A 25,172-nucleotide genomic window follows, 5' to 3' on the forward strand; every position below is an offset into this window, starting at 1 on the left:
GGCCTGTGTACCCTGTGCACGGGGACGGGGCGTCTCCTGGGGTGAATGGGGGTTGTGATGACGATGTCGATGCGCAGGGTGACAGGCCGAACAGTGGTCGCGCTTCTCGTGGCGGGGGCGCTCGTGGGTTCTCCGGCGGCGGCGTCGGCCGTGATGGTGTCGACGACGTCGGTTGTCGCGGGGACTGCGGTGCACCTCGTGCCCGCGAAGAAGCCCACGGTGAAGACGTTCGCGAACTGCACCGCGCTCAACAAGGTGCACAAGGGCGGCGTGGCCAAGGCAGGCGTGAAGTACAACAAGGTGAGCGGGAAGAACAAGCCGTTCAAGGTCAAGCCGACCTTCTCCACCGCGCTGTACCAGGCGAACTCGAAGATGGACCGCGACAAGGACGGCATCGCCTGCGAGAAGGGCTGATCGGGTCAACTAGCCTGGAGATCATGGCGGAAAGCTCCTGGTCCCTCGGTCGCGCACTGCGCGGCATGTTCGTGAAGCCGACGATCGACGAGACGACGTGGGATGACCTCGAGACCGCTCTGCTCACCGCCGATTTCGGGCCGGACATCTCGGAGCGCATCGTCGAGGAGCTGCGGGAGAAGGTCGATCGCTATCGCACCACCGATCCGAAGGATCTCCAGCGGATGCTCCGCGAGACGCTCGAAGAGCACTTCGCCAAGTTCGACACCACACTCAGGCTCAGCGAGCGTCCCGCCGTGGTCCTCGTCGTCGGAGTCAACGGCGTCGGCAAGACGACGACCATCGGGAAGTTCGCGGCCTACCTGCGCCGGTTCCAGCGCACCGTCGTCGTCGGAGCGGCGGACACGTTCCGCGCCGCGGCGGTCGAGCAGCTCGCGACGTGGGCCGAGCGTGGGGGAGCGAGCATCGTCCGGCCTCAGCACGAGGGGCAGGACCCTGCCTCCGTGGCCTATCAGACGATCGAGCACGCGATCCGGACGGGGACGGAGATCGTCCTCGTCGACACCGCAGGTCGGCTGCACACCAAGGGCGGGCTCATGGACGAGCTCACGAAGATCCGCCGCGTGATCGAGAAGCAGGCGCCGATCAGCGAGGTCCTCCTCGTCCTGGACGCGACGACCGGACAGAACGGCGTCATGCAGGCCGAGGCGTTCCTCGAGCATGCGGGAGTCACCGGCCTCGTGCTCACCAAACTCGACGGGTCCGCGCGCGGTGGCTTCGTGCTGGCGGTTCAGGAGCGCACCGGCATCCCCGTCAAACTCCTCGGCCAGGGCGAGGGCATCGGCGATCTCACGGGGTTCACACCGCACGTCTTCGCTGCAGCGCTCGTCGATTGACGGAGCGCCGCTCGCGCGGCGACGGCAAGGCTGGTTTCATGGACCCATGGCGATCGAGCACGACTACTTCGGACTCCTCGAGTCCGGTCCGGACGGATCGATCTTCTGGTCGGAAGTCGTCGACTTCGGCGATCAGCGGGTCACGGTCGACCTGACCGCGCCCGATCAGGACGACGTGTCGATCGCCGCCCTCGATGTGGCGGCGGCGATGATCGCGGCGCTCGAGGACATCGACCTCCGATCCCGCAACGCGATGGTGTCCGAGTTGGATGACCGCACGAGCGAGGTGACCGAGTACATCCTCCAACAGCAGGAAGTCCTCGGGGAGGACATCGATGATCTGCTGGTGGACGTGTCAGGCGATGTCCACATGGACGTCATCCGGTCGCTGCAGCTGATGAGCATGACGATCCTCGCCGACGAGCATGGCGGCAAGGATCCCTTCGCCGTCCTGGAGTACGCGCTGGATCCCGATTCCACCGACGACGTCCTCCTGGTCAACTTGAATGTGGACGGGTCGGTGCAATCGGTCACCAGCGCTGACTGAGGCGATCGGGTCGGATCAGTCGTCGGCGGCGTTCGCCCAGTCGAGCGCCTGCTGCAGTACCGCGAGATCGCGGTACCACGTGCGGACCTCGGTTCGGCAGCGAACGCGTTCGACACGCGTGTCGTACTCGCTGCACTCCGCGAGGGCCTCGGAGTCGGTCGGCGGGAAGAGGCCGCTGCCGTCGGCGTAGAGGATCTCGAACCCGTTCGCGGCGTCGCCGGTCACCTGGACGACCGTGTCGGGCGGGGGTGCGGCGTCGGCGGCGCTGCTGCTGAGGGTGGGCATCAGCAGTGTCCCTCCTGCGGCGAGTCCCACCGCGAGCACCGCCCAGGGCGCCCGTCGCGCCCACTGCCGGCTCGATACCGTCCGTCCCTCCGTGCCCCCGCTGAGCGTGCTCTCCATGGTCGTGCGCATCGTTCTCCCTTCCGTCCGAGCGCCGGCGGTCGCGAGCGCTCGGCCCACACGCTACGAAAGGTCGCGGCTGAGCAACTCGATCGCCTCGCCTCCGGGTGAACGTCGGGCCCGTCGCTGTGCTGGGGAGGAGGTGCCGATCAGACGGCGCGGAGGAAGCCGTCTTCCCGTGCGGCATCCGCCAGATGCGCCAGCTCGGGGGCGATCTCTCGTCCTTGTGACTGCATGGATGCCGCCCAGAGGCGCCCGGCACGGTACGACGAGCGCACGAGCGGTCCCGCGAGGACTCCGAGGAATCCGAGGTCCTCTGCGATCGTGCGGAGGTCCACGAACTCGGCGGGCGTCACCCAGCGGGCGACCGGGAGGTGACGGGGAGTGGGGCGCAGATACTGCGTGAGCGTGAGGATGTCCGTCCCTGCCGACCGCAGGTCCTTCATTGCCTCCACCACCTCGTCGGGCTTCTCGCCCATCCCGAGGATGAGGTTCGACTTCGTGATCAGACCGGCATCCCTGGCGAGGGTGAGCACACGAAGCGATCGTTCATAACGGAAGGCGGGACGAACGCGCTTGAAGATCCGCGGCACCGTCTCGACATTGTGGGCGAAGACTTCAGGACGGGACTCGAACACCTCGCTCAACAGGCCCGGGTCGCCGTTGAAGTCGGTCGCCAGGAGCTCGATTCCCGTTCCCGGATTGAGCGAGCGAATCTGGCGGACGGTCTCGGCGTTCAGCCACGCCCCACCGTCGGGCAGGTCGTCTCGGGCGACGCAGGTCACCGTCGCGTACCGGAGCTGCATCCGCCGAACGCTCTCGGCCACGCGGCGGGGTTCGTCGATGTCGTAGGCCGCAGGTTTTCCAGTATCGATCTGACAGAAGTCGCACCGCCGGGTGCACTGCGAACCCCCGATGAGGAAGGTCGCCTCGCGGTCCTCCCAGCACTCGTAGATGTTCGGGCACCCCGCCTCCTGGCAGACGGTGTGCAGACCCTCGTCCTTCACGAGTGTGTGGAGATCCCGGTACGCGGGTCCCATCGCCGCGCGGGTCTTGATCCATTCGGGTTTGCGTTCGATCGGTGTCTGCGCGTTGCGGACCTCGAGGCGAAGCAGCTTCCGCCCGCCGGGCGCGCTCGCACCGGCACCGTCGGCCTGACCGCAGGCGCTCACGCGGCGACTCCGACGCCGTAAGCCGAGGCGAACGCGGGGGAGAGCGCCTCCGCGAACGCGGCCGGCGTCACCACCGCGCCCAGCACATCGCTGAGGGAGGTCACCCCGGCATCCGTGATACCGCACGGCACGATGGCGGAGAACGGGTCGAGGGAGTTGCTGCAGTTCACCGCGAAGCCGTGCATCGTCGTCGCCCGCTCCACACGGACGCCGACGGCGGCGATCTTGTCGAGCCGTCCGTTCGCCCGGACCCAGACCCCGCTCCGGCCCGGCACCGTGAGAGGGTCGATGCCCCAGGTCCGGAGGACCGCGACGAGGACATCCTCGATCCGGCGCACATGAGCGACGACATCGACGGGGTCAGGCAACCGGACGATCGGGTATCCGACGAGCTGACCCGGCCCGTGCCAGGTGATCTTGCCGCCCCGGTCGACGTCGACCACCGCCGTTCCGTCGGTCGGTCGTTCGCTGGGGAGGGTGCGCGCACCCGCGGTGTAGACGGCCTCGTGCTCGAGGAGGAGGAGGGTGTCCCTCGCCCGTCCCGATGCGACTTCGGCGTGCGTGCGGCGCTGGAGGTCCCAGCCCGCGTGGTACGGAACGAAGGAGGGTGCGAGCCCCACGGTCCGGATATCGATCATCCATGCCTCCGGTAGTTCTTGGACGGTGTCCAACAACATACATCGGTACAGTGATCCCATGTCGACCGGCCGCCCGAAAGCCTCCTCGCGGGAGACGATCTCCGAGGCCGCCTGCGAGCTCTTCCTGGAGCAGGGATACGAGCGGACGGCGGTCGCCGACATCGCGGCGCGCGCGGGCGTGAGCAGGTCGAGCTTCTTCAACTACTTCGAATCGAAGGCGGCGATCCTCTGGGCCGGCTTCGACGCGCGGATCGACGAGCTCACGAAGCGGCTCGACGACACGGGTCTGCGTGAAGCGGTGGAATCCATCGCCTCCGACTTCACCCCGGACGCCCTCGCACTCGCGTTCAAGAACGCCGATGCGATGCAGGTGGGTGATGAGCTGGAACGGGATGCCGGCCTGCGGCAGGCCAGGATCGCCGCGGCCATCTCCCAGCGCCTCCGCGCACAGGGCGTCGGCGCGCTGCGCGCGGACGTCGTCGGCGCGGCCCACGCCGGCGCGGTGATGGCCGCCGTCCGGCAGTGGGCGCAGGACGGGGCGGGCCGTCGACCGCTGTCCGTGCGGCTCGGCGACGCGCTCGACATCGCGAGGCTCACGCTCGCGTAAACTTGCGTCATCATGGCAACTTTCGGCACGCTCTCCGATCGGCTCACCGAGACCTTCCGCACGCTCCGCACCAAGGGGAAGCTCTCCGCGGCCGACATCGACGGCACGGTGCGCGAGATCCGTCGCGCTCTCCTCGATGCCGACGTCGCCTTGACGGTGGTCAAGGACTTCACCGGCAAGGTGCGCGAGCGTGCGCTGGGCGACGAGGTCAACCGGGCGCTCAACCCCGCGCAGCAGGTCGTCCAGATCGTCAATGAGGAGCTGGTCGGCATCCTCGGTGGCCAGCAGCGACGGCTCCAGTTCGCCAAGCAGCCCCCGACGGTCATCATGCTCGCGGGTCTCCAGGGCTCGGGAAAGACGACCTTCGCGGGAAAGCTCGCCAAGCAGCTCGAGAAGGACGGCCACACGCCGCTTCTCGTCGCCTGCGACCTGCAGCGACCGAACGCCGTGAACCAGCTGCAGGTAGTCGCGGAGCGCGCGGGTGCCGCGATCTACGCCCCGGAGCCGGGCAACGGCACCGGTGATCCCGTCAAGGTCGCTCGCGATGGCGTGGAGCACGCCCGGCGCCAGCAGCACGACGTCGTCATCATCGACACCGCCGGCCGTCTCGGTGTGGACGCCGAGCTGATGAAGCAGGCCTCCGACATCCGTCGCGCCACGGACCCCGACGAGGTCCTCTTCGTCATCGACTCGATGATCGGTCAAGATGCCGTCGCGACCGCGAAGGCCTTCCAGGACGGTGTCGACTTCACCGGCGTCGTACTCTCCAAGCTCGACGGCGACGCGCGCGGCGGCGCGGCCCTCTCGGTCGCCTCGATCACGGGGCGCCCGATCATCTTCGCCTCGACCGGCGAAGGGCTCGACGACCTCGAGGCGTTCCACCCCGACCGCATGGCCAGCCGGATCCTCGACCTCGGCGACATCCTCACACTCATCGAACAGGCGCAGCAGGCCTTCGATGAGGAGGAGGCGCAGAAGGTCGCCGAGAAGCTCGCCAGCGAGCAGTTCACCCTCGAGGACTTCCTCGAGCAGCTTCAACAGGTCCGGAAGATGGGCTCGATGAAGAAGATGCTCGGGATGCTCCCGGGCATGGGCCAGATGAAGCAGCAGATCGACAGCTTCGACGAACGCGAGATCGACCGCACCGAGGCGATCATCCGGTCGATGACCCCGGTGGAGCGTCGGAACCCGAAGGTGCTCAACGGGTCCCGTCGACTGCGCATCGCGCGGGGATCGGGAATGACCGTGACCGACGTGAATCAGCTGGTGCAGCGCTTCGACCAGGCCGCGAAGATGATGAAGACCGTGGCGCGAGGTGGCGTCCCCAGCATGCCCGGCATGGGAGCGGTCGGCGGCAAGCCCGGCGCCTCGAGCAAGCGCGGCAACAAGAAGCAGAAGTCCTCCGGTGGCTCGCGCTCGGGGAACCCGGCCAAGCGCGCTGCGGAGAATGCCGGGCTGACCGCTGCCGCCTCCGCTCCGACCGGCTCCGGCTTCGGCCTGGGTGGGGCGTCGCAGCCTTCCGAGGCTGATCTCGCGGAGATCCAGAAGCTCTTCGGCAAGGGCTGAGCCCGGAGGTGGGTCCTCCGGGCTCAGCCCAGCGAGACGGTCTCGCGGAGCGTGGGACCGCCCCGGAACTCCCGGATGAGGTGTTGGACGACCTCGCGGAGGTCGCCGTCGGCGGCATCCGCGACCCTGATCTGACGGGCGTAGCTCGCTCCCTGGTCGAGGATCGTGCGCACGCCCGCGAACTCCTTCGCGCAGTGGAGCTCGGCGGCGATGGGTTCCAGAGCATCGACCAGTTCGCGCAGATGCTCTCCGACGAGGCGTTCGGTGCCGGCCGCATCAACGATCACTTTGGCGTCGAGCCCGTAGCGCGCCGCGCGCCACTTGTTCTCGCGGACGAACCACGACTGGATCGTCGGGAGCTCCCGGCCCTCGTCGATCATGCGGGAGAAGTGCTCGGCAAGGACCTGGACGAGAGCGGCGACGGCAGCGAGCTCGGGGAGGGTCGACATCCCGTCGCACGCGCGGATCTCGATCGTCCCCCATCTCGGGGCGGGACGGATGTCCCAGCGGACCTCCGTGGCGTCCTCCATCACCCCGGTGCGAACCATGTCTTCGAGGTACCCCTCGTATTCCGACCACGACGTCAGCGGCCAGGGGAGACCCGCGGTCGGGAGCTGCTGGAAGACGAGAGCGCGATTGGACGCGTAGCCCGTTCTGTCACCGGCCCAGAACGGGCTCGAGGCCGACAGCGCCTGCAGATGACCGAGGTATCCGGACAGCGCGTTGATCATCGGGAAGACCTTCGCGACGTCCTCGACGCCGACGTGGACGTGGATGCCCCAGATGAGCATGTTCCGCCCCCACCACTGGGTGCGCTCGACGAGCTTGTGATACCGCGTCTTGTCGGTGACCTGCTGGTCGTACCAGCGCGCGAAGGGGTGGCTCCCCGCGCAGAGCAACTCGATGCCGTGGGGGTCGGTCACGGTACGGACTGCGCGAATGGCATCGGCGATGTCGTCGACCGCGGCAGCGACCGTGTCGCCCACGCCGCTGGTCACCTCGATCGTGTTCGTGAGGAGCTCGCCCGTGACGGTGTGACGCTCGTGCTCGGTCGCCGCCTCCACGACCTCGAGCACCTCCGGCGCCCGGGGGACCAGGTCGCCGCTGTCGCGGTCGGCGAGCATGATCTCCCATTCGATGCCGACCGTCGAGCGAGCGGAGGGCGCGAAGCTGACCGTCATGGGGCCAGTGTGGCACGCCGTTCGACGTGTTCGCGGCATCCCTCGCTATCTGGCAGAATGGACGGTTGGACCGCCTTGCTCGACCCTCTATCCAGCTCGGAGGTCCACCGCAGAGCTCCCGCCGGGTGTGCACCCCACGCTCCAGGCGACGTTCATCACCTTTCACAACACCATTCAGGAGAATTGTGGCTGTCAAGATCCGTCTGAAGCGCCTCGGCAAGATCCGCGCCCCCTACTACCGCATCGTCGTCGCCGACTCGCGCACCAAGCGCGACGGCCGCGTGATCGAAGAGATCGGCAAGTACCACCCCACCGAGGAGCCCTCGTTCATCGAGGTCGACTCCGAGCGTGCCCAGTACTGGCTCTCCGTCGGCGCGCAGCCGACCGAGCAGGTCGCGGCCATCCTCAAGCTGACCGGCGACTGGGGCAAGTTCAAGGGCGACAAGAACGCCGTCTCGACGGTCAAGACCGCCGCGGCGAAGGAAGAGTTCGTCGTGGACTCGTCCAAGAAGTCCGTCGTGAAGCCGAAGGCGGAGAAGAAGGCCGAAGAGCCCGCCGCCGAGGTTGCGACCGACGCGCCGGCCGAGTCGACCGACGCCGAGTAATCCGTTGCTGCCCGCCGCGCTCGAGCACATCGTCAAGGGGATCGTCGATCACCCCGACGATGTGACCATCCGTTCCAGCACGTCGCCCCGCGGCGATGTCCTGGAAGTTCGCGTGCACCCCGATGACCGGGGTCGCGTGATCGGGCGCGGCGGTCGCACGGCGAAAGCCCTGCGGACGCTGGTGTCGGCTCTCGCCGACGGGCGACGCGTCCGCGTCGATGTGGCGGACGACTGAGATGTCGGCCGCCCGCTCCGCTCACACGCAGCTGCGCGTGGGGCGTCTGGTCAAAGCGCACGGCCTGAAGGGTGCGCTCAAGCTCGAGCTCTACACGGACGACCCCGACGGTCGGTTCACCGCCGGTGCGGTCTTCACCCTCCAGGTGCCGGAGTCGTCTCCTTGGCACGGCAAGACGGTGACCGTTCGCGAGTTCAAATGGATGAACTCGCATCCCGTGGTCTTCCTCGAAGGAATCGAGGATCGCACCGCCGCCGAGTCGATCGTGCGGGCGATCCTCTGGCTCGACCACGATGACGAGACCGCACGCGTCGAAGACGACGCCTGGTACGACCACCAGCTCGTCGGCCTCGACGTGGTGCGCGATGGCCAGGTTATCGGTCGGATCACTCAGGTCGACCACCTGCCGGCCCAGGACCTCCTCACCGTCCGGCTCGGCGATGGCCGCGAGGTGCTCGTGCCCTTCGTCAAGGCGATCGTCCCCGAGGTCGACGCCGCCGGGGGCCGCATCGTCGTGACGCCGCCTGCAGGCCTGTTCGAAGACCTGCCCACCGACGAGGACGAGACCGAAGCGGTCGACGCGTCCTCGGAAGGAACGTCCGGAGACTGACGTGCGCATCGACGTCGTCACGATCTTCCCCGCCTTCTTCGACGTCCTCGAAGTCTCGTTGCTCGGGCGCGCCCGAGGATCGGGCATCCTCGATGTGCGGGTTCACGACCTGCGAGACCACACGCACGATCGGCATCGCACGGTCGATGACACGCCCTATGGCGGCGGCGCCGGGATGGTAATGAAACCCGAACCCTGGGGTGAGGTGTTGGATGCCATCGCGTCCGACGACGGCGCCTCCGACGATCCCGTCATCATCTTCCCGTCACCGGCGGGCGAACGGTTCACGCAGGCGACCGCCCGCGAGCTCAGTGGAGAGCGCCACCTCGTCTTCGGGTGCGGTCGGTACGAAGGCATCGACGAGCGGGTGTTCAGCTACGCCGCCGGGCTCGGCCGCGTGCGTCTCGTCAGCCTGGGCGACTACGTCCTCAACGGCGGCGAGGTGGCGGCGATGGCGATGATCGAGGCCGTCGGCCGTCTCGTCCCCGGAGTGGTGGGCAACCCCCTCAGTCTCGTGGAGGAGTCGCACGAGGACGGCCTGCTCGAGTACCCCTCCTACACCAAACCGGCGTCGTGGCGCGGTCTGGACGTTCCGGACGTCCTCCTGAGCGGGCATCACGGCCGCGTCGGCGAGTGGCGCCACGCGCAGCAGGTGGAACGCACACGCACGCGGCGGCCCGACCTCCTCCCGGACTGATCGATCAGTCGACGCCGAGGTGGGAGCGGTCGGTCAGCACGAGGGGGCCATCCTCCGTCATCGCCACGGTGTGCTCGGAGTGTGCTCCGCGTGAGCCGTCGACGCTGCGGAGCGTCCACCCATCGGGGTCGGTGAGGAGCTTGTCGGTCGACTGCAGGAGCCAGGGCTCCAGCGCCACGACGAGGCCGGCGCGCAGCGGATACCCGCGACCGGGCTTTCCATCGTTGGGAATGTGCGGGTCCCCGTGCATCACCCTGCCGACGCCGTGTCCGCCGAAGTCGGTGTTGATGGCGTAGCCGTCGGCGCGCGACACCTCGGCGATCGCATGAGAGATGTCGCCGATGCGGTTGCCGACGACGGCGGCGTCGATCGCAGCCGCCAGCGCGCGCTCGGTCGTGTCGATGAGGCGGAGGTCTTCTTCCCGCGCCGTGCCCACGACGAAGGAGATCGCGGAGTCAGCCACCCAGCCGTCGATCGACACCGCGAAATCCAGCGAGACGAGGTCCCCGTCGCGGAGGGCGTAGTCATGAGGCAGGCCGTGCAGCACGGCGTCGTTGACGGACGTGCAGATCACCTTGCCGAACGGGCTCGCGCCGAAGGAGGGGTGATAGTCGATATAGCAGGACTGCGCCCCCGCCCGGCGAATCAGGTCATGGGCTCGTCGATCTATCGCGAGCAGGTTCGTGCCCACGCGCGTCTCCTCACGGAGAGTGGCGAGAGCCTCGGCGACGAATCGGCCGACCGGGCGCATCGCCTCGATCTCGGGGGGTGTGCGCAGCTCGATCATGGGGTTCCTTCCCTCAGGCTCCATTCTGCCGGGTCGGCGTAGCATCGGAGCATGTGGCTGCGTCGAGCGATGTTCCAGTGGATGGCTCCGTCCGCCGTCGTCCTGCCGGTATGGATCCTCATCGGGTGGATCGTCTCCGACGCCGGCGGGTGGGCGTTGGCGTGGGTGCTGTTCATCGCGATCCCCTCGGTGCTTCTCGGTCAGCTGCTCCTCACGTTCCTGGTCCGGATGCGGGGGACCGTGCGACACAGTCGCTCGCTCTCCTGGCTCGACGTGGGCGGTGTCGCCCTGTGGCACCTCCTGACGATCGCCGTCGGATTCTTCGTCCAGGCGTGGTTCTGGCCGTTCTTGATCGGTGCGACAGCGGTATATCTGGCGGTTCTCTGGTCCTCGCTCTGGCAGCTGTTCCAGGAGGCGCGACCGTCGGTGCTGCTGCGCCGATACACGGCGCCGGCAGCCGAGCAGTCGCCGCCCGTGGTGGTGCTTCAGGAACGCCGCCCACCGGCCGACGACGCGTTTTGAGGCGCAGAGGATCCATGGCAGAATGGATCCTCGTGCCCTGACCGGTCTCTGCCTCAGGGGAGCACGACGCCGACTCAGGCGTCGGGGGCACCGCATCCTTTTTCCCTCTTACTCTCGCGGTCGACCTGGGGCGGTCGCAGGAAGTGACGATCATGCAGATCCTCGACTCCGTCGACGCAGCCTCGCTGCGATCCGACATCCCCACCTTCAACGCCGGCGACACCGTCAAGGTGCACGTCAACATCACCGAAGGCAACCGCTCGCGTATCCAGGTCTTCCAGGGCGTCGTCATCGGCCGCTCGGGGGACGGTGTGCGCGAGACCTTCACGGTCCGCAAGATCAGCTTCCAGGTGGGCGTCGAGCGCACCTTCCCGGTGCACAGCCCGGTGATCGACCACATCGAGGTCGTCACCCGCGGTGACGTGCGTCGCGCGAAGCTCTACTACCTGCGCGAACTGCGCGGCAAGAAGGCCAAGATCAAGGAGAAGCGCGACAGCTGAGCGCTCTTCACGATGGATGCCCCGGGACCACGGTCTCGGGGCATCCGTCGTTTGACGGCAGTTTCGCCGTCTGCTCCGGTCGGGATGTGCGACCCTGGACTGTGCCCACCGATCGCCGGACGGGCCGGTGAAGGACAGCATGAGCACGGAACCCGCGTCGCCCTCGACGGATCTGCCCGCACGGGCGAAAGCAGGCCGCGGGCCGTGGCTCTTCCTTCGCGACATCCTCGTCATCCTCCTCGTCGCCATCCTGGTCTCGTTCCTCGTGAAGACGTTCTTGGTCCGGTCGTTCTACATTCCGTCCGGCTCGATGGAGAACACACTGCAGGAGCAGGACCGCATTCTCGTCGACGAGCTCACCCCTCGATTCGGCGGCTACGACCGGGGTGATGTCGTCGTCTTTCGCGATCCCGGCGGATGGCTCCCGGCGACCTACGAGCCGCCCCAGCCCCCGCTCGCCGCAGCCGTCGACTGGATCACGTCGCTGGTCGGTCTGACCGCATCTGACAGCGAGGATCATCTCGTCAAGCGTCTGATCGGCCTTCCGGGCGATCACGTCGTCTGCTGCAATGCGCTCGGCCAGACCACGGTCAACGGCGTGCCACTCGATGAGGCGGACTACCTCAAACTCGGCGCCTCGCAGAGCGCCCCGAGAGAGCTCGAGTACGACGTGACCGTGCCCGAGGACTCGGTGTGGGTGATGGGCGACAACCGGGACAACTCCCAGGATTCCCGCTACCACCAGGACCAGCCCGGCCAGGGATTCGTGCCGATCGAGAACATCGTCGGTCGCGCCTTCATCAAGACGTGGCCCCTCGACCGGCTCGGGATGATCGACGGCCATCACGATGTGTTCAGCGGCGTCCCCGACACGGAGCCGCAGTGACCGTCGTCGCACCCCGCCTGAGCGTCGAGCGGCGCCTCCTGCGCGATCACGCGCTCGTCATCGCGTGCGACGAGGTGGGCCGCGGCGCCCTCGCCGGACCGGTCGCCGTCGGTGCGGCGGTGGCGGATGCCGCACTCAGTCGGCGGCGCGTGCCCGAAGGCCTCCGCGACTCCAAGCTCATCGTCGAGAGCAGGCGCGCCTCGGTCGCCGCCCGCGTGCGGGAGTGGGTTCCCGCGAGCGCCGTCGGGTGGGCCAGCGCTGCGGAAGTCGACAGCGTCGGCATCATCAGAGCGCTCGGCCTGGCGGCCGTGCGCGCGATCGACGGGCTGCGAGAGTTCGGTGTGGAGATCGACGACGCGCTCGTCATCCTCGACGGCAACCACGACTACATCACTCCGATCGCCCCGATCGGACGGGGTGTCATGCCCATCATCAAGGCCGACCGTGACTGCGCCTCGGCATCCGCGGCATCCGTCATCGCGAAGGTCGCGCGAGACGAACTGATGATGTCACTGCACGAGGAGCATCCGGCATACCGATGGGCGCAGAACAAGGGATACGCGAGCGCCGAGCACCGCGCCGCGATCAGCGCCCACGGGCTCAGCATCCACCATCGCGCCTCGTGGTCGATCGCCGCCGCTCCGACACTGTTCTGACGATCACCATCCGCGCCGCCGGGGCGCGTCATCGCCTCGGCGCTCTCCTAGGATGGACTCACCATGGATGACGAAGTCTTCGAGGATTACGACCGTGAGCTTGAGCTGGCGCTGTACAAGGAGTACCGCGACGTCGTCGGTCAGTTTCAGTATGTGATCGAGACCGAGCGACGCTTCTACCTCGCCAACGAGGTCAACGTCCTCCGCCGTGACACGGAGCACGACTTCTACTTCGAGATCTCGATGACCGACGTGTGGGTGTGGGACATCTACCGTGCAGACCGGTTCGTCAAGTCGGTGCGCGTCCTGACGTTCAAGGATGTCAACGTCGAGGAGCTGCAGCGTCGGGACTTCCAGCTGCCCGACGAGCTCTCACTCGACGGCTGATTCCTCCCCAGCGTCCGCCCCCCCGGCGGACTCCACAGTCTGTGTCCTGACCGGCTCGGGAGTGTGCCGCTTCGCCAGTCTGGCGTCATGGCAGCGAAAGACGACCGGGGTCGCGCGGGGGAGCAGCGGGCCGCCGCCTACCTCCAGGACTGCGGCTATCGGATCATCGACCGCAACTGGCGTCACCGCGAGGGCGAGCTCGACATCGTCGCGGCCCGCAGGCGCGACCTCGTCGTGGTCGAGGTCAAGACGCGCAGGACCGAGTGGTTCGGCCACCCCTTCGCGGCGGTCGATCTCCGGCGACGCGATCGGCTGTGGCGCCTGGCGTGCGCGTGGGTAGTGGCCCATCCCGAGGCGGCTCGCGGACTTCGTCTGCGACTCGACCTGATCGGCATCACGGGGGAGGACCCGGCGACCGCGGTCCTCGAGCACCTCGAGGACCTCCGATGAGCGTCAGCCGCACGTGGTCAGTCGTCCTCAGCGGCCTCACCGGCGACCTCGTCGAGGTCGAGGCCGACCTGTCGAACCAGATTCCCGGGTTCTCCATCATCGGCCTCGCCGATAAGGCGGTCGCCGAGGCGCAGAAGCGTGTGCAGAACGCGTGCGCGAACAGCGAGCTCGCCCTCCCGCGACGTCACGTCACCGTCAACCTGTCCCCGGCGAACCTCCCCAAGCGCGGCACCGGGCTCGATGTCGCCGTCGCGATCGCGGCGGTCGCGACGGAGCTGGCTCTGGATGCCGCCTCGCTGGCACGAACCGTGCACATCGGCGAGCTGGGGCTCGACGGTCGCCTGCGCCCCGTGCCCGGTGTCCTCCCGGCGGTGGTCGCCGCCGCCCGGGCCGGTTTCACGCAGGTCGTCGTCCCGTGGGCGAACGCCGCGGAGGCTGCGCTCGTCTCCGAGATGCACGTCTGCGGCGCGATCAGTCTCCGCGATGTCGCGAGGCTGCATGGCCTCGACGTCCCCTGCATCGACGAGGCCCCGGTGGAGGCGGCGACCTCCCCACAACAGGAGGCCGACGCCCCCGAGCTCGCCGAGGTGATCGGCCAGCAGGACGCGGTGGACGCGCTCCTGGTCGCTGCTGCCGGCCGGCACCACGTCATGATGAGTGGCCCTCCTGGCGCGGGCAAGACGATGCTCGCGCGTCGCCTGCCCGGCATCCTCCCCGATCTCGACGACGCCGCTGCGCTCCACGTCGCGGCGGTGCGTTCGCTCGCGGGCATGCCGGTGACGGCCCTGCCGCGCACGCCGCCCTTCGAGGCGCCGCATCACACCGCGAGTGCTGCTGCCCTCGTGGGTGGAGGCAGCAGGTCGGCCGTACCGGGCGCGATCGCGAGGGCAAGTGGCGGCGTGCTGTTCCTCGACGAGGCCGGCGAGTTCGGGGGCCACGCACTGAACGCGCTGAGGCAACCCCTCGAGCGCGGGGTGATCGAGATCCATCGCGCGGGCTTCCAGGCGACCTTCCCGACGCGCTTCCAGCTGCTCCTCGCGACCAACCCCTGCCCGTGCGGAAACTACGGTGTGCGCGGCGGTGCCTGCACCTGCCCGTCGCTCGCCATCAGGCGGTACCTCGGCAAACTGAGCGGCCCTCTGATCGACCGAGTCGATATGGAGTTGCACCTGCCTCGGGTCGCCGTGACCGCCGCCGCCGACACCGACGTCGTGACCACCGCCGCGGCTCGGGATCGCGTCGCCGCCGCGCGCGACCGCGCACAGCGCCGACTGCACGGCACAGGGTGGGCGACGAACTCGGAAGCGACGGGGGAGTGGCTCCGATCCGGGCCCTGCGCGCCCGGCCCCGCCGTCCGTCGGCCGCTCGATGAGGCGTTGCGTCGGGGAGCGTTGACGATCCGCGGCTACGACCGGGTGTTGCGGGTCGCCTGGTCGGTTGCGGACCTCGCGGAGCGGGACGCCCTGACTCCGGCCGACATCGGCCGGGCGCTCTACCTGAAGCGCGGGGTCGCGGAGTGATCGCGCTCGAGCGGATCCGGGAGCGGATGGCGGGTCTCGTCTCCGAGGGCGTGCTCGCCGAGGAGGAGGCTCTGCGGGAGAGCCATGCGCGCGCCGTGTGGACGTGCCTCACGGAGCCGGGCGACGCGGTCGCCGGTGCCGCGATCGACGCGCTCGGCGCCGCCGATGCCCTCGATCTCGCTCTCGAAGGGGCGGGACGGCAGACCTCCGATGAACGCTGGAAGGCGGGACTGGCCCGCTGGATGCCGCGTGTGAGCACCGTCGACGATGCTCTCGACCGAGCGCGGCGCTCCGGCTCCCGTCTTCTGACTCCGCTCGAGGAGGCATGGCCGGTCGGCCTCTCCGATCTCGGAGCGCACGCCCCGCACGCGGTCTGGGTGCGCGGCGCGCTGGGCGCGACGGCGGGTGCGCCGGGGGTAGCCCTCGTCGGCGCGCGGGCCGCCACCGCCTACGGCGAGCACGTCGCGACGGAGCTCTCCGCAGGGCTGACGACATCCGGCATCGCGATCGTGTCCGGCGGGGCGTACGGAATCGACGGGATGGCCCACCGTGCAGCCCTGGCCGCCGGCGGGACCACCATCGCTGTGCTGGCCGGCGGCGTCGATCGGCTGTATCCCGCCGGTCACGCCGATATGCTCCGGCGGGTCGCCGCCAGCGGAGGAGCCGTCATCGCCGAGGCCCCCTGCGGCACGACGCCGACGAAGTGGCGATTCCTGCAACGCAATCGGCTCATCGCCGCGCTGTCGGCGGCGACCGTGGTGGTGGAGGCCGGCTGGCGATCCGGGTCGCTGAACACCGCGGGCCACGCCGCGTCGCTCGGCCGACCGCTCGGGGCGGTGCCGGGCCCGGTCACGAGTGCGGCATCCGCGGGGTGCCACCGCCTGCTGCGCGAGTATGACGCGCGCTGCGTGACATCGGTCGACGAGGTCCGTGAGCTCCTCGGCGAGACGGCGGGGACGCGGCTGCCGGAAGGAACCCGGACCGACCACACCAGCAGGCTCGCCGACGCACTCAGCACCCGGTCTCCCCGGCCGCTCGCCGACGTCGCCCGGCGTGCCGGCTTCTCGGTGGACGACGCGCAGACCCTGCTGGGCTTCGCCGAACTCGAAGGGACGGCGAGACGGACAGCCGCCGGCTGGCTCAGCACCGGACGCTGACACCGCCGCGCGGCCCGGTCGACGACACCCGTGCGCACTCCGCCCGTCCCGGGTGACGGCGCGGCATCCTAAGAAGCGTGCAGATCTCCGCTGCGGCCACGGCCTACACCGACCACCTGTCGCAGGTGCGTCGGCTGTCGCCCGCGACGGTGCGTGCATACCGGGCCGACCTGAACGATCTCATCGCCATGACCGGCGACGTCCCTCTCGAGGTCATCGACATCGATGCCCTCCGGGACTGGCAATGGGTCGCCACGCAGAACGGCATCGCCCGCAGCACGCTGGCACGACGCACCGCGACGGTGCGCGGATTCTTCGCCTGGGCCCTCGAGCACGGTGTCGTCTCGAGCGATCCGACCGTGCGGTTGATCTCCCCGAAGCGTGGGAGGACGTTGCCCACCGTGGCATCCGCCGCCACGCTTTCCCACACGCTCGACGATATGCGCCGGACCGCCGATGCGGGCGAGTCGGTCGCGCTGCGCGACGCCGCCGTCCTCGAGGTTCTGTACGGTGGCGCGCTCCGCGTCTCCGAGGTCTGCGGGCTTGACCTCGCCTCCCTCGACTCCTCCGGCGGGACCGTGCGCGTCCTCGGTAAGGGATCGAAAGAGCGGGTGGTGCCGCTCGGAGCGCCCGCGCGAGCCGCCGTCGACGCGTATCTCGTTCGCGGCCGACCCTCGCTTGTCGCGGACGAGAGCGAGGCTGCGCTCTTCCTCGGCGCCCGCGGAGGAAGGCTCAACCCGAGAACCGTCTACGAGCTCACCCGACGCACCCTGGCCCCCGTCGTCGGGGCGAGCAACGTCGGCCCGCACTCGCTGCGACACTCGGCGGCCACCCACCTCCTCGACGGCGGCGCCGATCTCCGGGCCGTCCAGGAGATGCTGGGCCATGCGAGCCTCGGCACCACGCAGATCTACACCCACGTATCCACAGAGCGTCTCGCCGCGGCGTACCGCCTCGCTCACCCCCGCGCCTGACTCAGCAGCACGGCAGCAGCACGGCCCTCGGGATCCCGCGCACCAGCAGCAGGGGGTTCACGTACTCGCCGTGGAGCCGGACGCCCACGTGCACGGTGCCCGCGGCGGCGTGACCTCCGCGGTCGATGGCGGCGATCGGATCGCCGCGCCGGACCGCGTCTCCGACACCGCGATCCGTGATGACAGGCTCGATGCTCGTCACCCAGCCACCGCCGTGATCGATCGTGATCACGCCCCGGCCGGCGACATCGCCACGGAAGGCGACCACGCCGTCGGCCGGCGCGAGGACGCCGGCGTCGGCTGAGGGCGGCGCGAGGTCGATCCCGCGGTGTCCGGGCCCGTACCGGTGGGCGGGCGCCTCGAACCGGGCGACGACCGCGGCGCCTGCGATCGGCAGATCCCAGACCGGAGCCCCGTCCACCGCGCGGGCCACATGAGCGGGGAGAAGGGATGCCGCGACAAGGAGGACGGCGGACAGCAGACGGGTGGCACGGACGCTCATCCGAGCATCGTGTGGCGCGCGCCGTCAGCGCGCCCACGTCTGTCCGGCATCTGCGAAGAAACTCGGGCCGCGCAGCGGCGGGGAGGAGGCCGCGCTCTTGCTACACTGGCAGGGCACCTCGCATGTCGGGGTGACTACGCGTGCCCAGAGCGGCCCGACGCCTCCCGGCGTCGATGACGCGGCAACCCACCCTCAGGTCTCCTCACGGAGCGGGTGCGTGCCGGGCACCAGGCTCGTCGCGACCACCGGTCCGACGCGATCAACCCAAAGAACAGGAGAACGGCCATGGCTGTCGTCACCATTCGCCAGCTGCTCGACAGCGGCGTCCACTTCGGACACCAGACCCGTCGGTGGAACCCGAAGGTCAAGCGCTTCATCCTCACCGAGCGCAGCGGCATCCACATCATCGACCTGCAGCAGTCGCTCGGGTACATCGACAAGGCGTACGAGTACGTCCGCGAGACGGTCGCCCACGGCGGCACCGTGCTCTTCGTCGGCACCAAGAAGCAGGCGCAGGAGATCATCGCCGAGCAGGCCACGCGCGTCGGCCAGCCCTACGTCAACCAGCGCTGGCTGGGTGGCCTCCTCACCAACTTCTCGACCGTGTCGAAGCGTCTCGCTCGCATGAAGGAGCTCGAGGAGCTCAACTTCGAGAACCCCGCTGAGAGCGGCTTCACGAAGAAGGAGCTGCTGCTCAAGAAGCGCGAGCTCGACAAGCTCCACAAGTCGCTGGGTGGTATCCGCAACCTCACCAAGACGCCCTCCGCGATCTGGATCGTCGACGCGAAGCGCGAGCACCTCGCCGTCAGCGAGGCTCAGAAGCTCGGCATCCCCGTGATCGGCATCCTCGACACCAACGCCGACCCGGACGAGTTCCAGTTCCCGATCCCGGGCAACGACGACGCGATCCGCTCGGTCAGCCTGCTGACGCGCATCATCGCCGACGCCGCCGCCGAGGGCCTCATCCAGCGTCACCAGCCGACCGACGAGTCCGCTGACGCCGAGCCCCTTGCCGACTGGGAGCGCGAGCTCCTGGAGTCTGCTCCGGCCGCCGAGGAGGCGCCCGCCGCCGAGACGACCGAGGCTCCCGCCGCGGAGACGACCGAGGCTCCCGCCGCCGAGTCCACCGAGACCGCCGCTGCGGAGACCGAGGCTCCGGCCGAGGAGAAGTCCGCGGAGTAATCCTTCCGGCGGTCGCCCCGACATCAGCGGGGCGACCGCCATCTGGACAATCACCATCACAACTGAGGAGCCGCCACCCATGGCAAACTTCACCATCGCCGACATCAAGACTCTGCGCGAGCAGCTCGGCACGGGCATGGTCGACACCAAGAAGGCGCTCGAGGAGGCCGACGGCGACCTCGAGAAGGCTGTCGAGATCCTCCGCCTCAAGGGCGCGAAGGGCAACGCGAAGCGTGCCGACCGCTCCACGAGCGAGGGCCTGGTCGCTGCGCGCGAGCAGGACGGCAAGGTCACGCTGATCGAGCTGAACGCCGAAACCGACTTCGTCGCGAAGAACGACCGCTTCATCGCGCTCTCCGAGAAGGTCCTCGATGCGGCCGCAGCTGCGGGCGCTGACTCGGCCGAGGCCGCCCTCGCCGCTGACGCCGGCGGCAAGACCGTCGCGGAGCTCATCAGCGACGAGGCCGCGATCATCGGTGAGAAGGTCGAGCTGCGCCGCGTCCGCACGCTGTCGGGCGACGCGTTCCAGATCTACCTCCACAAGACCAGCAAGGACCTGCCCCCGCAGGTCGGCGTGGTCGTCGCCTACTCGGGCGATGACGCCGAGACCGCTCGGTCGATCGCGCAGCACATCTCGTTCGCGAACCCGTCGTATCTCTCCCGCGACGAGGTCCCCGAGGCCGATGTCGAGAAGGAGCGCGAGATCGTCACGGAGATCTCCCGCGGCGAGGGTAAGCCGGAGGCCGCCCTCCCGAAGATCGTCGAGGGCCGCGTGAACGCCTTCTTCAAGCAGGTCGCCCTGCTCGACCAGGACTACGCGAAGGACAACAAGCTGTCCGTCGCGAAGGTCGCCGCCGATGCCGGTATCACCGTCACCGGCTTCGCCCGCTTCAAGGTCGGCGCGTAAGCATCACGGCAAGGGGTTCGCATCGCAAGATGCGAACCCCTTTTCCGTGCCGTTCGATAGTCTTCACCAGACGAGAGGATCCCGCGTGATCGATGAGAACACCGGACGCCGCCGCGTCCTCCTGAAATTGTCCGGAGAGGCGTTCGGCGCCGGCCAGTTGGGGGTCAACCCCGACGTCGTCAGCCAGATCGCCCAGGAGATCGCCGCAGCCGTCGACCGCGTGGAGATCGCCGTCGTCGTCGGTGGTGGCAACTTCTTCCGTGGCGCCGAGCTGAGCCAGCGCGGCATGGACCGCGGGCGTGCCGACTACATGGGCATGCTCGGCACCGTGATGAACGCCCTGGCGCTGCAGGACTTCCTGGAGCAGGCGGGCGCCGCCACCCGGGTCCAGTCGGCGATCTCGATGACCCAGGTGGCGGAGCCGTACATCCCGCGTCGCGCGGAGCGCCACCTCGAAAAGGGGCGGGTGGTCATCTTCGGCGCCGGCGCGGGGCTGCCCTACTTCTCCACCGACACCGTCGCCGCTCAGCGTGCCTTGGAGATCGGCGCCGTCGAGGTGCTCGTCGCCAAGAACGGGGTGGACGGCGTCTACACCGCCGATCCGAAGACGGATGCCACGGCGCAGAAGCTCGACACGATCACCTACCGCGACGCTCTGCAGCGCGGGCTGAAGGTCGTCGACTCGACCGCGTTCAGCCTCTGCATGGACAACGGCATGGACATGCGGGTGTTCGGCATGGAGCCTGCCGGAAACGTGACCCGCGCCCTGCTTGGCGAGTCGATCGGCACGCTCGTCAGCGTCTGAGGAGACGGCACCGCGCCGACTAGACTTGACCGGACGTACCGACGAATGGAGTGACCGTGATCGCCGAGACCCTGGCCGACACGAAGACCCGCATGGACCGAGCGGTGGAGGCGGCGAAGGAGGACTTCGCGACCGTGCGCACCGGCCGGGCCAACCCTCAGCTGTTCCAGAAGGTGCAGGTCGACTACTACGGGACCCCCACGCCGCTCGCGCAGCTCGCGTCCCTGAACGCCCCTGAGGCTCGGACCCTCGTCATCACGCCGTACGACAAGTCGGCGCTGAAGGCGATCGAGCAGGCCGTCCGCGACATGCCCAACCTGGGTGCGAACCCCACCAACGACGGCAACATCGTGCGCGTCACGATGCCCGAGCTCACCGCGGACCGCCGCAAGGAGTACGTCAAGCTCGTGAAGTCGAAGGCGGAGGACGCGAAGGTGCACGTCCGCGGCATCCGTCGCAAGTCGAAGGACGAGCTCGACGCTCTGAAGGGCGAGGTCAGCGACGACGACCTGGCTCGTGCGGAGAAGGAGCTGGACGCGCTCACCAAGACGCACGTCGACCTGATCGACGAGGCGCTCAAGCGCAAAGAGGCAGAGCTCCTCGAGGTCTGAGAACCCATGAGCGACGAACGATCGGAGTCGGCGCCCGCGCCCGAGGGGCCGCCTGCGCGGCCGCTGCGACGCGGGGGACCGGCGCTGAACGAGCCCACGGCGTTCTCGAGCCACATGCGCAACGCGCGTTCGGAGTTCGAGCACCAGATGGAGCGGGCGCGCGTCGAGTTCGAAGAGGCGAACGAGCGGATCAACGCCCGCTCCGGTCGCAACCTCTTCATGGCGATCCTGATCGGCGTCGGCATCGGCGTCGTGGTCCTCGGCTCGTTGCTGTTCGTGAAGTGGGCGTTCATCGCCTTCGCGGTGCCCCTGTGCCTCCTCGGCATCTTCGAGTTCTCACGGGCGCTGCAGCAGGCGGGCCGGCGCATCGACGTGATCCCGCAGATGTTCGCGGGTGTCGTGATCATGGCGGCGGTGTTCGCCGGATATCTGACGCACTGGCTCGTCACCTTCGCTTCGGTCGTGCTCGTGATCATCTGGCGCCTGGTCGCGCAGATGACAGCGCGCGACGGGCGTCGCTACGGAGACGTCGTCTCGGACGTGCTTCTCAGCGGGTTCGTGCCGATCTATGTCGCCTTCCACGGAAGTCTGACGCTGGCGATCCTGAAGCAGGATCACGGGGAGTACTGGCTCCTCGCCGTTCTCGTCGTCGCGGTCGCCGTCGACACGGGGGCATACGCGAGCGGAATCGCCTTCGGCCGACACCCGATGGCCCCGCGTGTGAGCCCGAACAAGACGTGGGAGGGGTTCGCCGGCGCCGTTGTGGCGAGCCTGATCGCCGGAGCCCTCCTCGGCGTCTTCATGCTCCAGATCCCGATCTGGGCGGGGCTCGTCTTCGGGCTCGCGATCCTGCTCTCCGCGACGGTCGGCGATCTCGGCGAGTCGCTGATCAAGCGCGACCTCGGGATCAAGGACATGAGTTCGTTCCTCCCCGGGCACGGCGGCGTCCTCGACCGTCTCGACTCCATCCTCCCGTCCATGGTCCCGGGCATCGCCCTGTTCTTCCTCCTGTCACCGATGAGCGCACTCGTATGAACGACACCCCGTCCGCCGCTTTCCCCGCCGTCTCGGGCCGTCGCAAGGGCTACGACCCCGCCGCCGTGGATTCGTTCCTCGGCGCAGCCCGCACCGCGTTCGAATCGGAGTCAGCGCAGGTCACGTCCGCTCAGGTTCGGGCAGCGGGCTTCCCTCTCGTGCGCGAGGGCTACGAGCCCGCCGCCGTCGACGCAGCCCTGGCCCGAATCGAGGATGCGTTCGCGAAGCGCGAGCGTGCGGACGCCATGTCGCGTCGGGGTGCGCGCGCGTGGGTCGGCGCGTCGCGAACGCTCGCCCAGGAGGTGCTCGATCGCCTGTCCCGGCCCAAGCGCAAGAAGTTTCAGCGCGTCTCCGGGCTTCGCTTCGGATACCGCATCGATGAGGTCGATCTCGTCGCCGGACGGATCGCCCGTTACCTCGAGAACGGGGAGGGGCTTTCCGTTGAGCAGGTGCGCGGCGTCGCGTTCCGCATGCAGCTCGGCGGTTACGACGAGGCGCAGGTCGACGCCGTCCTCGACGCCGTCGTCGATGTCATGCTCGCGGTCGGTTGACGCACGCCTGGCACCCCTGCTCGCCCCGTGGCTAAGATCGGATTCACTGTGACCAGTGGTGATGAGGTGGTTCCTACCTCCGGGAATCTGGCTCGGCGCACGCCGACGGCGTCCCGGCGGCCGAGTGCGCCTCCGCCGCGCTGGTCCCGTCGACGCGGCGTGCTGGGGGCTTTCGCCGCCCTCGCGAGTGCCGCGTTCGTCGGCGCGTACGTCGTCCCGCTGACGTCGATCGCCGCGCCCGCCGAGGCCGCGCCACTCAGTCCGACCTCGCTGTACGCCACCGCGATCGCCGACGCGCAGGTCTACAACGCGGGCGACACGGCCGTCATCGCGCTGGAACGCGACAGCGACTACAGCGTCTACATCAAGCCCACGCCTACGCCGACACCGACACCGACTCCGACGCCGGAACCGGTCGGCGGATCGAGCGAGTCGGGCGCCGCGCAGACGCAGGAGGTGTGGTCGCCGCCGTTCGTGACCCCGGATCCGGCAAGCGCTCAGGGCGTCGCGTACGGCATGGTGACCGCGCGCGGCTGGAGCGATGACGAGTTCGCCTGCCTCGTGGCCCTGTGGAATAAGGAGTCTGGCTGGCGGGTGAATGCGTACAACGCGAGCAGCGGCGCCTACGGCATCCCGCAGGCCCTCCCCGGCAACAAGATGGCGAGTGTGGCTGCGGACTGGGAGAGCAACGCCGCCACCCAGATCACGTGGGGGCTGGGATACATCCAGGGCCGGTACGGCACACCCTGCGGCGCCTGGGCGATGTCGCAGCGGTCGGGTTGGTACTGAGCGGATGCCGCGGTCCAATCGCCGGCGTCCGTCCGAACCGGATGCGTCGTTCGACCGCCTGCTGAGCGGGTGGAAGCGCACCGAGCGTCGCCGCGGCGCCGAGTGGACGGTGCAGCCGCTGTCCGCACCGCAGGCGCGTAAGGAGTACACGTGTCCCGGCTGCGGTCGCACGATCGCGGTGGGTGTGGCGCATCTGGTGGTGTGGCGTGCCGACGGCGTCCTGGGCGACGCCGCGGACCTCGCGGCGCGGCGCCACTGGCATCAGACCTGCTGGCGGGTCGCCTGACCGCTCAGAGCTCGTTCTGGCGGGGGATGACGACCTGCCGATAGATGATGAGCACGCTGGCGGCGACCGGGATGGCGATGAGTGCACCTAGGAGTCCGAGGAGCGATCCGCCCGCGAGGGCGGCGATCACGACGACGGCGCCGGGGACGGAGACGGCCCGGCTCATGATGCGCGGGGAGATGAAGTACGCCTCGACCTGCATGTAGATCAGGTACCAGATGAGGGCCACCAGCGCGGTGAGAGGCGATGCCAGGCCCAGGCAGGCGAGCACGATGATCGCCGAACCGGTCAGGGTTCCCACCAGCGGGATCAACGAGAAGAAGAAGGCGATGACGGCCAGGACCGCCGGGAAGGGGGCACCGACGATGGAGAGGAAGATCGCGCTCAGGATGCCGTTGATCACGCCGAGGGTCACCTGCCCCATGACGTAGTAGCCGACGGAGGCCGTGATCTGGTCGGACAGGTCGATGAAGCGCTCGCGCTTGGATGCCGGGACGAGCTGGTAGACGGAACGCTTGAGCGAGCGCATCGAAGCGGTGAAGTAGATCGTGAGGATCGTGACGATGATCGCGCCGGTCACGAAGGCGACGATCCCCGCGCCCACCGAGAACAGCCCCGTTCCGATGCCGGCGCCGATCTCCGCGAAGTTCAGCGACGTCCACCAGTCGTTGACGTAGTCGAGGACGACGTCGACCTGGAGGAGTGGGAAGGTGTCGCCGAGCCAATCCCTGGCAGCGTTCACCGGGTTCCACTCACCGTCGATCGCACTCTGCACCATCTCTTGGACGCGGGTGATGAGCGACGCGATCTGTCCCGTGAGGATCGGGATCACCATGAGGACGAGTCCGGTGCCGACGGCGAGGAGCGCCGCGAACGTCACGAGCAGGGCACTCCAGCGGGGGAGTCCGCGGCGCTCGAACCAGGTGACCACGGGATCGAGGCCTAGCGCCAGGAACAGCGCGGTGCCGATGTACAGCAGCACGGTCGAGAGGTTCTGGACGCCGGTGATGAGGAGGATGCCGACCCCGACGCCGAGAGTGGCGACGAGCGCGGTGCGGAACGGGTGCTGGATCTTCACGGGCGACCTTCCAAGGT

33 protein-coding genes are annotated in these 25,172 nt (G+C 68.8%); 26 read left to right on the forward strand and 7 right to left on the reverse strand.

The window, feature by feature from the left end; translation table 11 throughout:
- The first annotated feature begins 69 nt into the window (after positions 1–69).
- Genes BKA24_RS09415 through BKA24_RS09425 form a run of 3 tightly spaced genes read left to right on the forward strand, consistent with a single transcriptional unit; the run spans position 70 to position 1,857 of the window.
- The gene (locus BKA24_RS09415) at positions 70–414 is read left to right on the forward strand and encodes an excalibur calcium-binding domain-containing protein (RefSeq protein ID WP_221417304.1); all 345 of its coding nucleotides are present in this window, start codon (positions 70–72) and stop codon (positions 412–414) included.
- Between the two features lie 23 nt (positions 415–437).
- Positions 438–1,310, forward strand: coding sequence for a signal recognition particle-docking protein FtsY (gene ftsY / locus BKA24_RS09420; protein WP_184217426.1), 873 nt, complete (start codon positions 438–440; stop codon positions 1,308–1,310).
- 46 nt (positions 1,311–1,356) lie between these two features.
- Positions 1,357–1,857 carry a DUF2004 domain-containing protein gene (locus tag BKA24_RS09425; protein WP_184217428.1) on the forward strand — a complete coding sequence of 167 codons (501 nt, stop codon included), beginning with the start codon at positions 1,357–1,359 and terminating at the stop codon, positions 1,855–1,857.
- A gap of 15 nt (positions 1,858–1,872) precedes the next feature.
- Here the strand turns inward: BKA24_RS09425 and BKA24_RS09430 are convergent, their stop codons facing one another.
- The 3 genes from BKA24_RS09430 to lipB all read right to left on the reverse strand — a co-directional run bounded on the left by BKA24_RS09430 (position 1,873) and on the right by lipB (position 4,069).
- Positions 1,873–2,271, reverse strand: a complete 399-nt coding sequence (locus BKA24_RS09430) for a hypothetical protein (RefSeq protein ID WP_246367074.1) — start codon at positions 2,269–2,271, stop codon at positions 1,873–1,875.
- Between the two features lie 137 nt (positions 2,272–2,408).
- On the reverse strand, positions 2,409–3,431 hold the full coding sequence (gene lipA / locus BKA24_RS09435; protein ID WP_184217430.1) for a lipoyl synthase: 1,023 nt from the start codon (positions 3,429–3,431) through the stop codon (positions 2,409–2,411).
- Positions 3,428–4,069, reverse strand: a complete 642-nt coding sequence (gene lipB / locus BKA24_RS09440) for a lipoyl(octanoyl) transferase LipB (RefSeq protein WP_184217432.1) — start codon at positions 4,067–4,069, stop codon at positions 3,428–3,430. The genes lipA and lipB overlap by 4 nt, the downstream gene beginning before the upstream one ends.
- Positions 4,070–4,127: 58 nt before the next feature.
- Between lipB and BKA24_RS09445 the strand changes: the two genes are divergently transcribed.
- Positions 4,128–4,676, forward strand: coding sequence for a TetR/AcrR family transcriptional regulator (locus BKA24_RS09445; protein ID WP_184217434.1), 549 nt, complete (start codon positions 4,128–4,130; stop codon positions 4,674–4,676).
- 12 nt (positions 4,677–4,688) lie between these two features.
- Positions 4,689–6,242: a signal recognition particle protein gene (gene ffh, locus BKA24_RS09450; protein WP_184217436.1), complete on the forward strand. Its 1,554-nt coding sequence runs from the start codon at positions 4,689–4,691 to the stop codon at positions 6,240–6,242.
- Positions 6,243–6,265: 23 nt separating this feature from the next.
- On the opposite strand, the gene BKA24_RS09455 is transcribed toward ffh, so the two are convergent.
- The gene (locus BKA24_RS09455) at positions 6,266–7,423 is read right to left on the reverse strand and encodes a glutamate--cysteine ligase (protein WP_184217438.1); all 1,158 of its coding nucleotides are present in this window, start codon (positions 7,421–7,423) and stop codon (positions 6,266–6,268) included.
- A gap of 185 nt (positions 7,424–7,608) precedes the next feature.
- Between BKA24_RS09455 and rpsP the strand changes: the two genes are divergently transcribed.
- From rpsP to trmD, 4 genes are read left to right on the forward strand one after another with little or no spacing between them, the layout of a single operon-like run.
- The gene (rpsP, locus tag BKA24_RS09460; protein WP_184217441.1) at positions 7,609–8,028 is read left to right on the forward strand and encodes a 30S ribosomal protein S16; all 420 of its coding nucleotides are present in this window, start codon (positions 7,609–7,611) and stop codon (positions 8,026–8,028) included.
- A gap of 4 nt (positions 8,029–8,032) precedes the next feature.
- Positions 8,033–8,263, forward strand: a complete 231-nt coding sequence (locus BKA24_RS09465; RefSeq protein ID WP_184217443.1) for an RNA-binding protein — start codon at positions 8,033–8,035, stop codon at positions 8,261–8,263.
- A gap of 1 nt (position 8,264) precedes the next feature.
- Positions 8,265–8,873, forward strand: a complete 609-nt coding sequence (rimM, locus tag BKA24_RS09470) for a ribosome maturation factor RimM (RefSeq protein ID WP_184217445.1) — start codon at positions 8,265–8,267, stop codon at positions 8,871–8,873.
- 1 nt (position 8,874) lies between these two features.
- Complete coding sequence (gene trmD / locus BKA24_RS09475; RefSeq protein WP_184217447.1) at positions 8,875–9,570, forward strand: tRNA (guanosine(37)-N1)-methyltransferase TrmD; 696 nt, start codon at positions 8,875–8,877, stop codon at positions 9,568–9,570.
- Between the two features lie 4 nt (positions 9,571–9,574).
- Here trmD and map read toward each other — a convergent pair whose 3' ends face one another.
- Positions 9,575–10,357: a type I methionyl aminopeptidase gene (gene map / locus BKA24_RS09480; protein WP_184217449.1), complete on the reverse strand. Its 783-nt coding sequence runs from the start codon at positions 10,355–10,357 to the stop codon at positions 9,575–9,577.
- A 51-nt stretch (positions 10,358–10,408) separates the two neighbouring features.
- On the opposite strand from map, the gene BKA24_RS09485 reads away from it, so the two are divergent.
- The 9 genes from BKA24_RS09485 to BKA24_RS09525 all read left to right on the forward strand — a co-directional run bounded on the left by BKA24_RS09485 (position 10,409) and on the right by BKA24_RS09525 (position 17,409).
- A complete protein-coding gene (locus tag BKA24_RS09485) occupies positions 10,409–10,879 on the forward strand; it encodes an MFS transporter permease (RefSeq protein WP_184217451.1) in 471 nt (156 codons plus the stop codon).
- A gap of 152 nt (positions 10,880–11,031) precedes the next feature.
- Positions 11,032–11,379 (forward strand): 50S ribosomal protein L19, encoded by a 348-nt coding sequence (gene rplS / locus BKA24_RS09490; RefSeq protein ID WP_184217453.1) that lies wholly within the window; start codon positions 11,032–11,034, stop codon positions 11,377–11,379.
- Between the two features lie 139 nt (positions 11,380–11,518).
- Complete coding sequence (gene lepB, locus BKA24_RS09495; RefSeq protein WP_184217455.1) at positions 11,519–12,265, forward strand: signal peptidase I; 747 nt, start codon at positions 11,519–11,521, stop codon at positions 12,263–12,265.
- Positions 12,262–12,921 carry a ribonuclease HII gene (locus BKA24_RS09500; RefSeq protein ID WP_184217458.1) on the forward strand — a complete coding sequence of 220 codons (660 nt, stop codon included), beginning with the start codon at positions 12,262–12,264 and terminating at the stop codon, positions 12,919–12,921. The genes lepB and BKA24_RS09500 overlap by 4 nt, the downstream gene beginning before the upstream one ends.
- A gap of 63 nt (positions 12,922–12,984) precedes the next feature.
- Positions 12,985–13,308, forward strand: a complete 324-nt coding sequence (locus tag BKA24_RS09505; RefSeq protein ID WP_184217460.1) for a DUF2469 domain-containing protein — start codon at positions 12,985–12,987, stop codon at positions 13,306–13,308.
- 87 nt (positions 13,309–13,395) lie between these two features.
- A complete protein-coding gene (locus tag BKA24_RS09510) occupies positions 13,396–13,758 on the forward strand; it encodes a YraN family protein (RefSeq protein ID WP_184217462.1) in 363 nt (120 codons plus the stop codon).
- Positions 13,755–15,278 (forward strand): YifB family Mg chelatase-like AAA ATPase, encoded by a 1,524-nt coding sequence (locus BKA24_RS09515; protein ID WP_184217465.1) that lies wholly within the window; start codon positions 13,755–13,757, stop codon positions 15,276–15,278. The genes BKA24_RS09510 and BKA24_RS09515 overlap by 4 nt, the downstream gene beginning before the upstream one ends.
- Positions 15,275–16,435 (forward strand): DNA-processing protein DprA, encoded by a 1,161-nt coding sequence (gene dprA, locus BKA24_RS09520; RefSeq protein ID WP_343066052.1) that lies wholly within the window; start codon positions 15,275–15,277, stop codon positions 16,433–16,435. Before BKA24_RS09515 ends, dprA begins: the two co-directional genes overlap by 4 nt.
- A 77-nt stretch (positions 16,436–16,512) precedes the next feature.
- A complete protein-coding gene (locus tag BKA24_RS09525; RefSeq protein WP_184217467.1) occupies positions 16,513–17,409 on the forward strand; it encodes a tyrosine-type recombinase/integrase in 897 nt (298 codons plus the stop codon).
- 1 nt (position 17,410) lies between these two features.
- On the opposite strand, the gene BKA24_RS09530 is transcribed toward BKA24_RS09525, so the two are convergent.
- Positions 17,411–17,911, reverse strand: coding sequence for a murein hydrolase activator EnvC family protein (locus BKA24_RS09530; RefSeq protein ID WP_184217469.1), 501 nt, complete (start codon positions 17,909–17,911; stop codon positions 17,411–17,413).
- Between the two features lie 285 nt (positions 17,912–18,196).
- Between BKA24_RS09530 and rpsB the strand changes: the two genes are divergently transcribed.
- From rpsB to BKA24_RS09570, 8 genes are all read left to right on the forward strand, one after another.
- Positions 18,197–19,093, forward strand: coding sequence for a 30S ribosomal protein S2 (rpsB, locus tag BKA24_RS09535; protein WP_184217471.1), 897 nt, complete (start codon positions 18,197–18,199; stop codon positions 19,091–19,093).
- A gap of 79 nt (positions 19,094–19,172) precedes the next feature.
- The gene (gene tsf, locus BKA24_RS09540; protein WP_184217473.1) at positions 19,173–20,000 is read left to right on the forward strand and encodes a translation elongation factor Ts; all 828 of its coding nucleotides are present in this window, start codon (positions 19,173–19,175) and stop codon (positions 19,998–20,000) included.
- Between the two features lie 85 nt (positions 20,001–20,085).
- The gene (pyrH, locus tag BKA24_RS09545; protein ID WP_184217475.1) at positions 20,086–20,805 is read left to right on the forward strand and encodes a UMP kinase; all 720 of its coding nucleotides are present in this window, start codon (positions 20,086–20,088) and stop codon (positions 20,803–20,805) included.
- Positions 20,806–20,861: 56 nt separating this feature from the next.
- Positions 20,862–21,416 carry a ribosome recycling factor gene (gene frr / locus BKA24_RS09550; protein WP_184217477.1) on the forward strand — a complete coding sequence of 185 codons (555 nt, stop codon included), beginning with the start codon at positions 20,862–20,864 and terminating at the stop codon, positions 21,414–21,416.
- A gap of 6 nt (positions 21,417–21,422) precedes the next feature.
- On the forward strand, positions 21,423–22,451 hold the full coding sequence (locus BKA24_RS09555) for a phosphatidate cytidylyltransferase (protein WP_184217479.1): 1,029 nt from the start codon (positions 21,423–21,425) through the stop codon (positions 22,449–22,451).
- On the forward strand, positions 22,448–23,002 hold the full coding sequence (locus BKA24_RS09560; protein ID WP_184217481.1) for a DivIVA domain-containing protein: 555 nt from the start codon (positions 22,448–22,450) through the stop codon (positions 23,000–23,002). The genes BKA24_RS09555 and BKA24_RS09560 overlap by 4 nt, the downstream gene beginning before the upstream one ends.
- A gap of 159 nt (positions 23,003–23,161) precedes the next feature.
- A complete protein-coding gene (locus tag BKA24_RS09565; RefSeq protein ID WP_343066053.1) occupies positions 23,162–23,791 on the forward strand; it encodes an aggregation-promoting factor C-terminal-like domain-containing protein in 630 nt (209 codons plus the stop codon).
- A gap of 4 nt (positions 23,792–23,795) precedes the next feature.
- Positions 23,796–24,077, forward strand: a complete 282-nt coding sequence (locus BKA24_RS09570; RefSeq protein WP_184217483.1) for a hypothetical protein — start codon at positions 23,796–23,798, stop codon at positions 24,075–24,077.
- 4 nt (positions 24,078–24,081) lie between these two features.
- Here the strand turns inward: BKA24_RS09570 and BKA24_RS09575 are convergent, their stop codons facing one another.
- Positions 24,082–25,155: an AI-2E family transporter gene (locus tag BKA24_RS09575; protein WP_184217485.1), complete on the reverse strand. Its 1,074-nt coding sequence runs from the start codon at positions 25,153–25,155 to the stop codon at positions 24,082–24,084.
- Positions 25,156–25,172: the final 17 nt, after the last annotated feature.

The organism is Microbacterium marinum, from assembly GCF_014204835.1.
GTDB classification, from domain to species: Bacteria; Actinomycetota; Actinomycetes; order Actinomycetales; family Microbacteriaceae; genus Microbacterium; species Microbacterium marinum.

What these genes read in the sequence shown, in the direction of transcription:
- BKA24_RS09455 (WP_184217438.1), bottom strand. Translation starts at nt 7,423, where the DNA reads ATGACGGTCAGCTTCGCGCCCTCCGCTCGCTCGACGGTCGGCATCGAA.
- tsf (WP_184217473.1), top strand. Translation starts at nt 19,173, where the DNA reads ATGGCAAACTTCACCATCGCCGACATCAAGACTCTGCGCGAGCAGCTC.
- BKA24_RS09415 (WP_221417304.1), top strand. Translation starts at nt 70, where the DNA reads ATGCGCAGGGTGACAGGCCGAACAGTGGTCGCGCTTCTCGTGGCGGGG.
- lepB (WP_184217455.1), top strand. Translation starts at nt 11,519, where the DNA reads ATGAGCACGGAACCCGCGTCGCCCTCGACGGATCTGCCCGCACGGGCG.
- BKA24_RS09530 (WP_184217469.1), bottom strand. Translation starts at nt 17,911, where the DNA reads ATGAGCGTCCGTGCCACCCGTCTGCTGTCCGCCGTCCTCCTTGTCGCG.
- rimM (WP_184217445.1), top strand. Translation starts at nt 8,265, where the DNA reads ATGTCGGCCGCCCGCTCCGCTCACACGCAGCTGCGCGTGGGGCGTCTG.
- BKA24_RS09505 (WP_184217460.1), top strand. Translation starts at nt 12,985, where the DNA reads ATGGATGACGAAGTCTTCGAGGATTACGACCGTGAGCTTGAGCTGGCG.
- BKA24_RS09570 (WP_184217483.1), top strand. Translation starts at nt 23,796, where the DNA reads ATGCCGCGGTCCAATCGCCGGCGTCCGTCCGAACCGGATGCGTCGTTC.
- BKA24_RS09515 (WP_184217465.1), top strand. Translation starts at nt 13,755, where the DNA reads ATGAGCGTCAGCCGCACGTGGTCAGTCGTCCTCAGCGGCCTCACCGGC.
- BKA24_RS09445 (WP_184217434.1), top strand. Translation starts at nt 4,128, where the DNA reads ATGTCGACCGGCCGCCCGAAAGCCTCCTCGCGGGAGACGATCTCCGAG.
- map (WP_184217449.1), bottom strand. Translation starts at nt 10,357, where the DNA reads ATGATCGAGCTGCGCACACCCCCCGAGATCGAGGCGATGCGCCCGGTC.
- lipB (WP_184217432.1), bottom strand. Translation starts at nt 4,069, where the DNA reads ATGATCGATATCCGGACCGTGGGGCTCGCACCCTCCTTCGTTCCGTAC.
- BKA24_RS09425 (WP_184217428.1), top strand. Translation starts at nt 1,357, where the DNA reads ATGGCGATCGAGCACGACTACTTCGGACTCCTCGAGTCCGGTCCGGAC.
- BKA24_RS09430 (WP_246367074.1), bottom strand. Translation starts at nt 2,271, where the DNA reads ATGCGCACGACCATGGAGAGCACGCTCAGCGGGGGCACGGAGGGACGG.
- BKA24_RS09560 (WP_184217481.1), top strand. Translation starts at nt 22,448, where the DNA reads ATGAACGACACCCCGTCCGCCGCTTTCCCCGCCGTCTCGGGCCGTCGC.
- ffh (WP_184217436.1), top strand. Translation starts at nt 4,689, where the DNA reads ATGGCAACTTTCGGCACGCTCTCCGATCGGCTCACCGAGACCTTCCGC.
- BKA24_RS09555 (WP_184217479.1), top strand. Translation starts at nt 21,423, where the DNA reads ATGAGCGACGAACGATCGGAGTCGGCGCCCGCGCCCGAGGGGCCGCCT.
- BKA24_RS09485 (WP_184217451.1), top strand. Translation starts at nt 10,409, where the DNA reads ATGTGGCTGCGTCGAGCGATGTTCCAGTGGATGGCTCCGTCCGCCGTC.
- rpsB (WP_184217471.1), top strand. Translation starts at nt 18,197, where the DNA reads ATGGCTGTCGTCACCATTCGCCAGCTGCTCGACAGCGGCGTCCACTTC.
- rplS (WP_184217453.1), top strand. Translation starts at nt 11,032, where the DNA reads ATGCAGATCCTCGACTCCGTCGACGCAGCCTCGCTGCGATCCGACATC.
- ftsY (WP_184217426.1), top strand. Translation starts at nt 438, where the DNA reads ATGGCGGAAAGCTCCTGGTCCCTCGGTCGCGCACTGCGCGGCATGTTC.
- BKA24_RS09510 (WP_184217462.1), top strand. Translation starts at nt 13,396, where the DNA reads ATGGCAGCGAAAGACGACCGGGGTCGCGCGGGGGAGCAGCGGGCCGCC.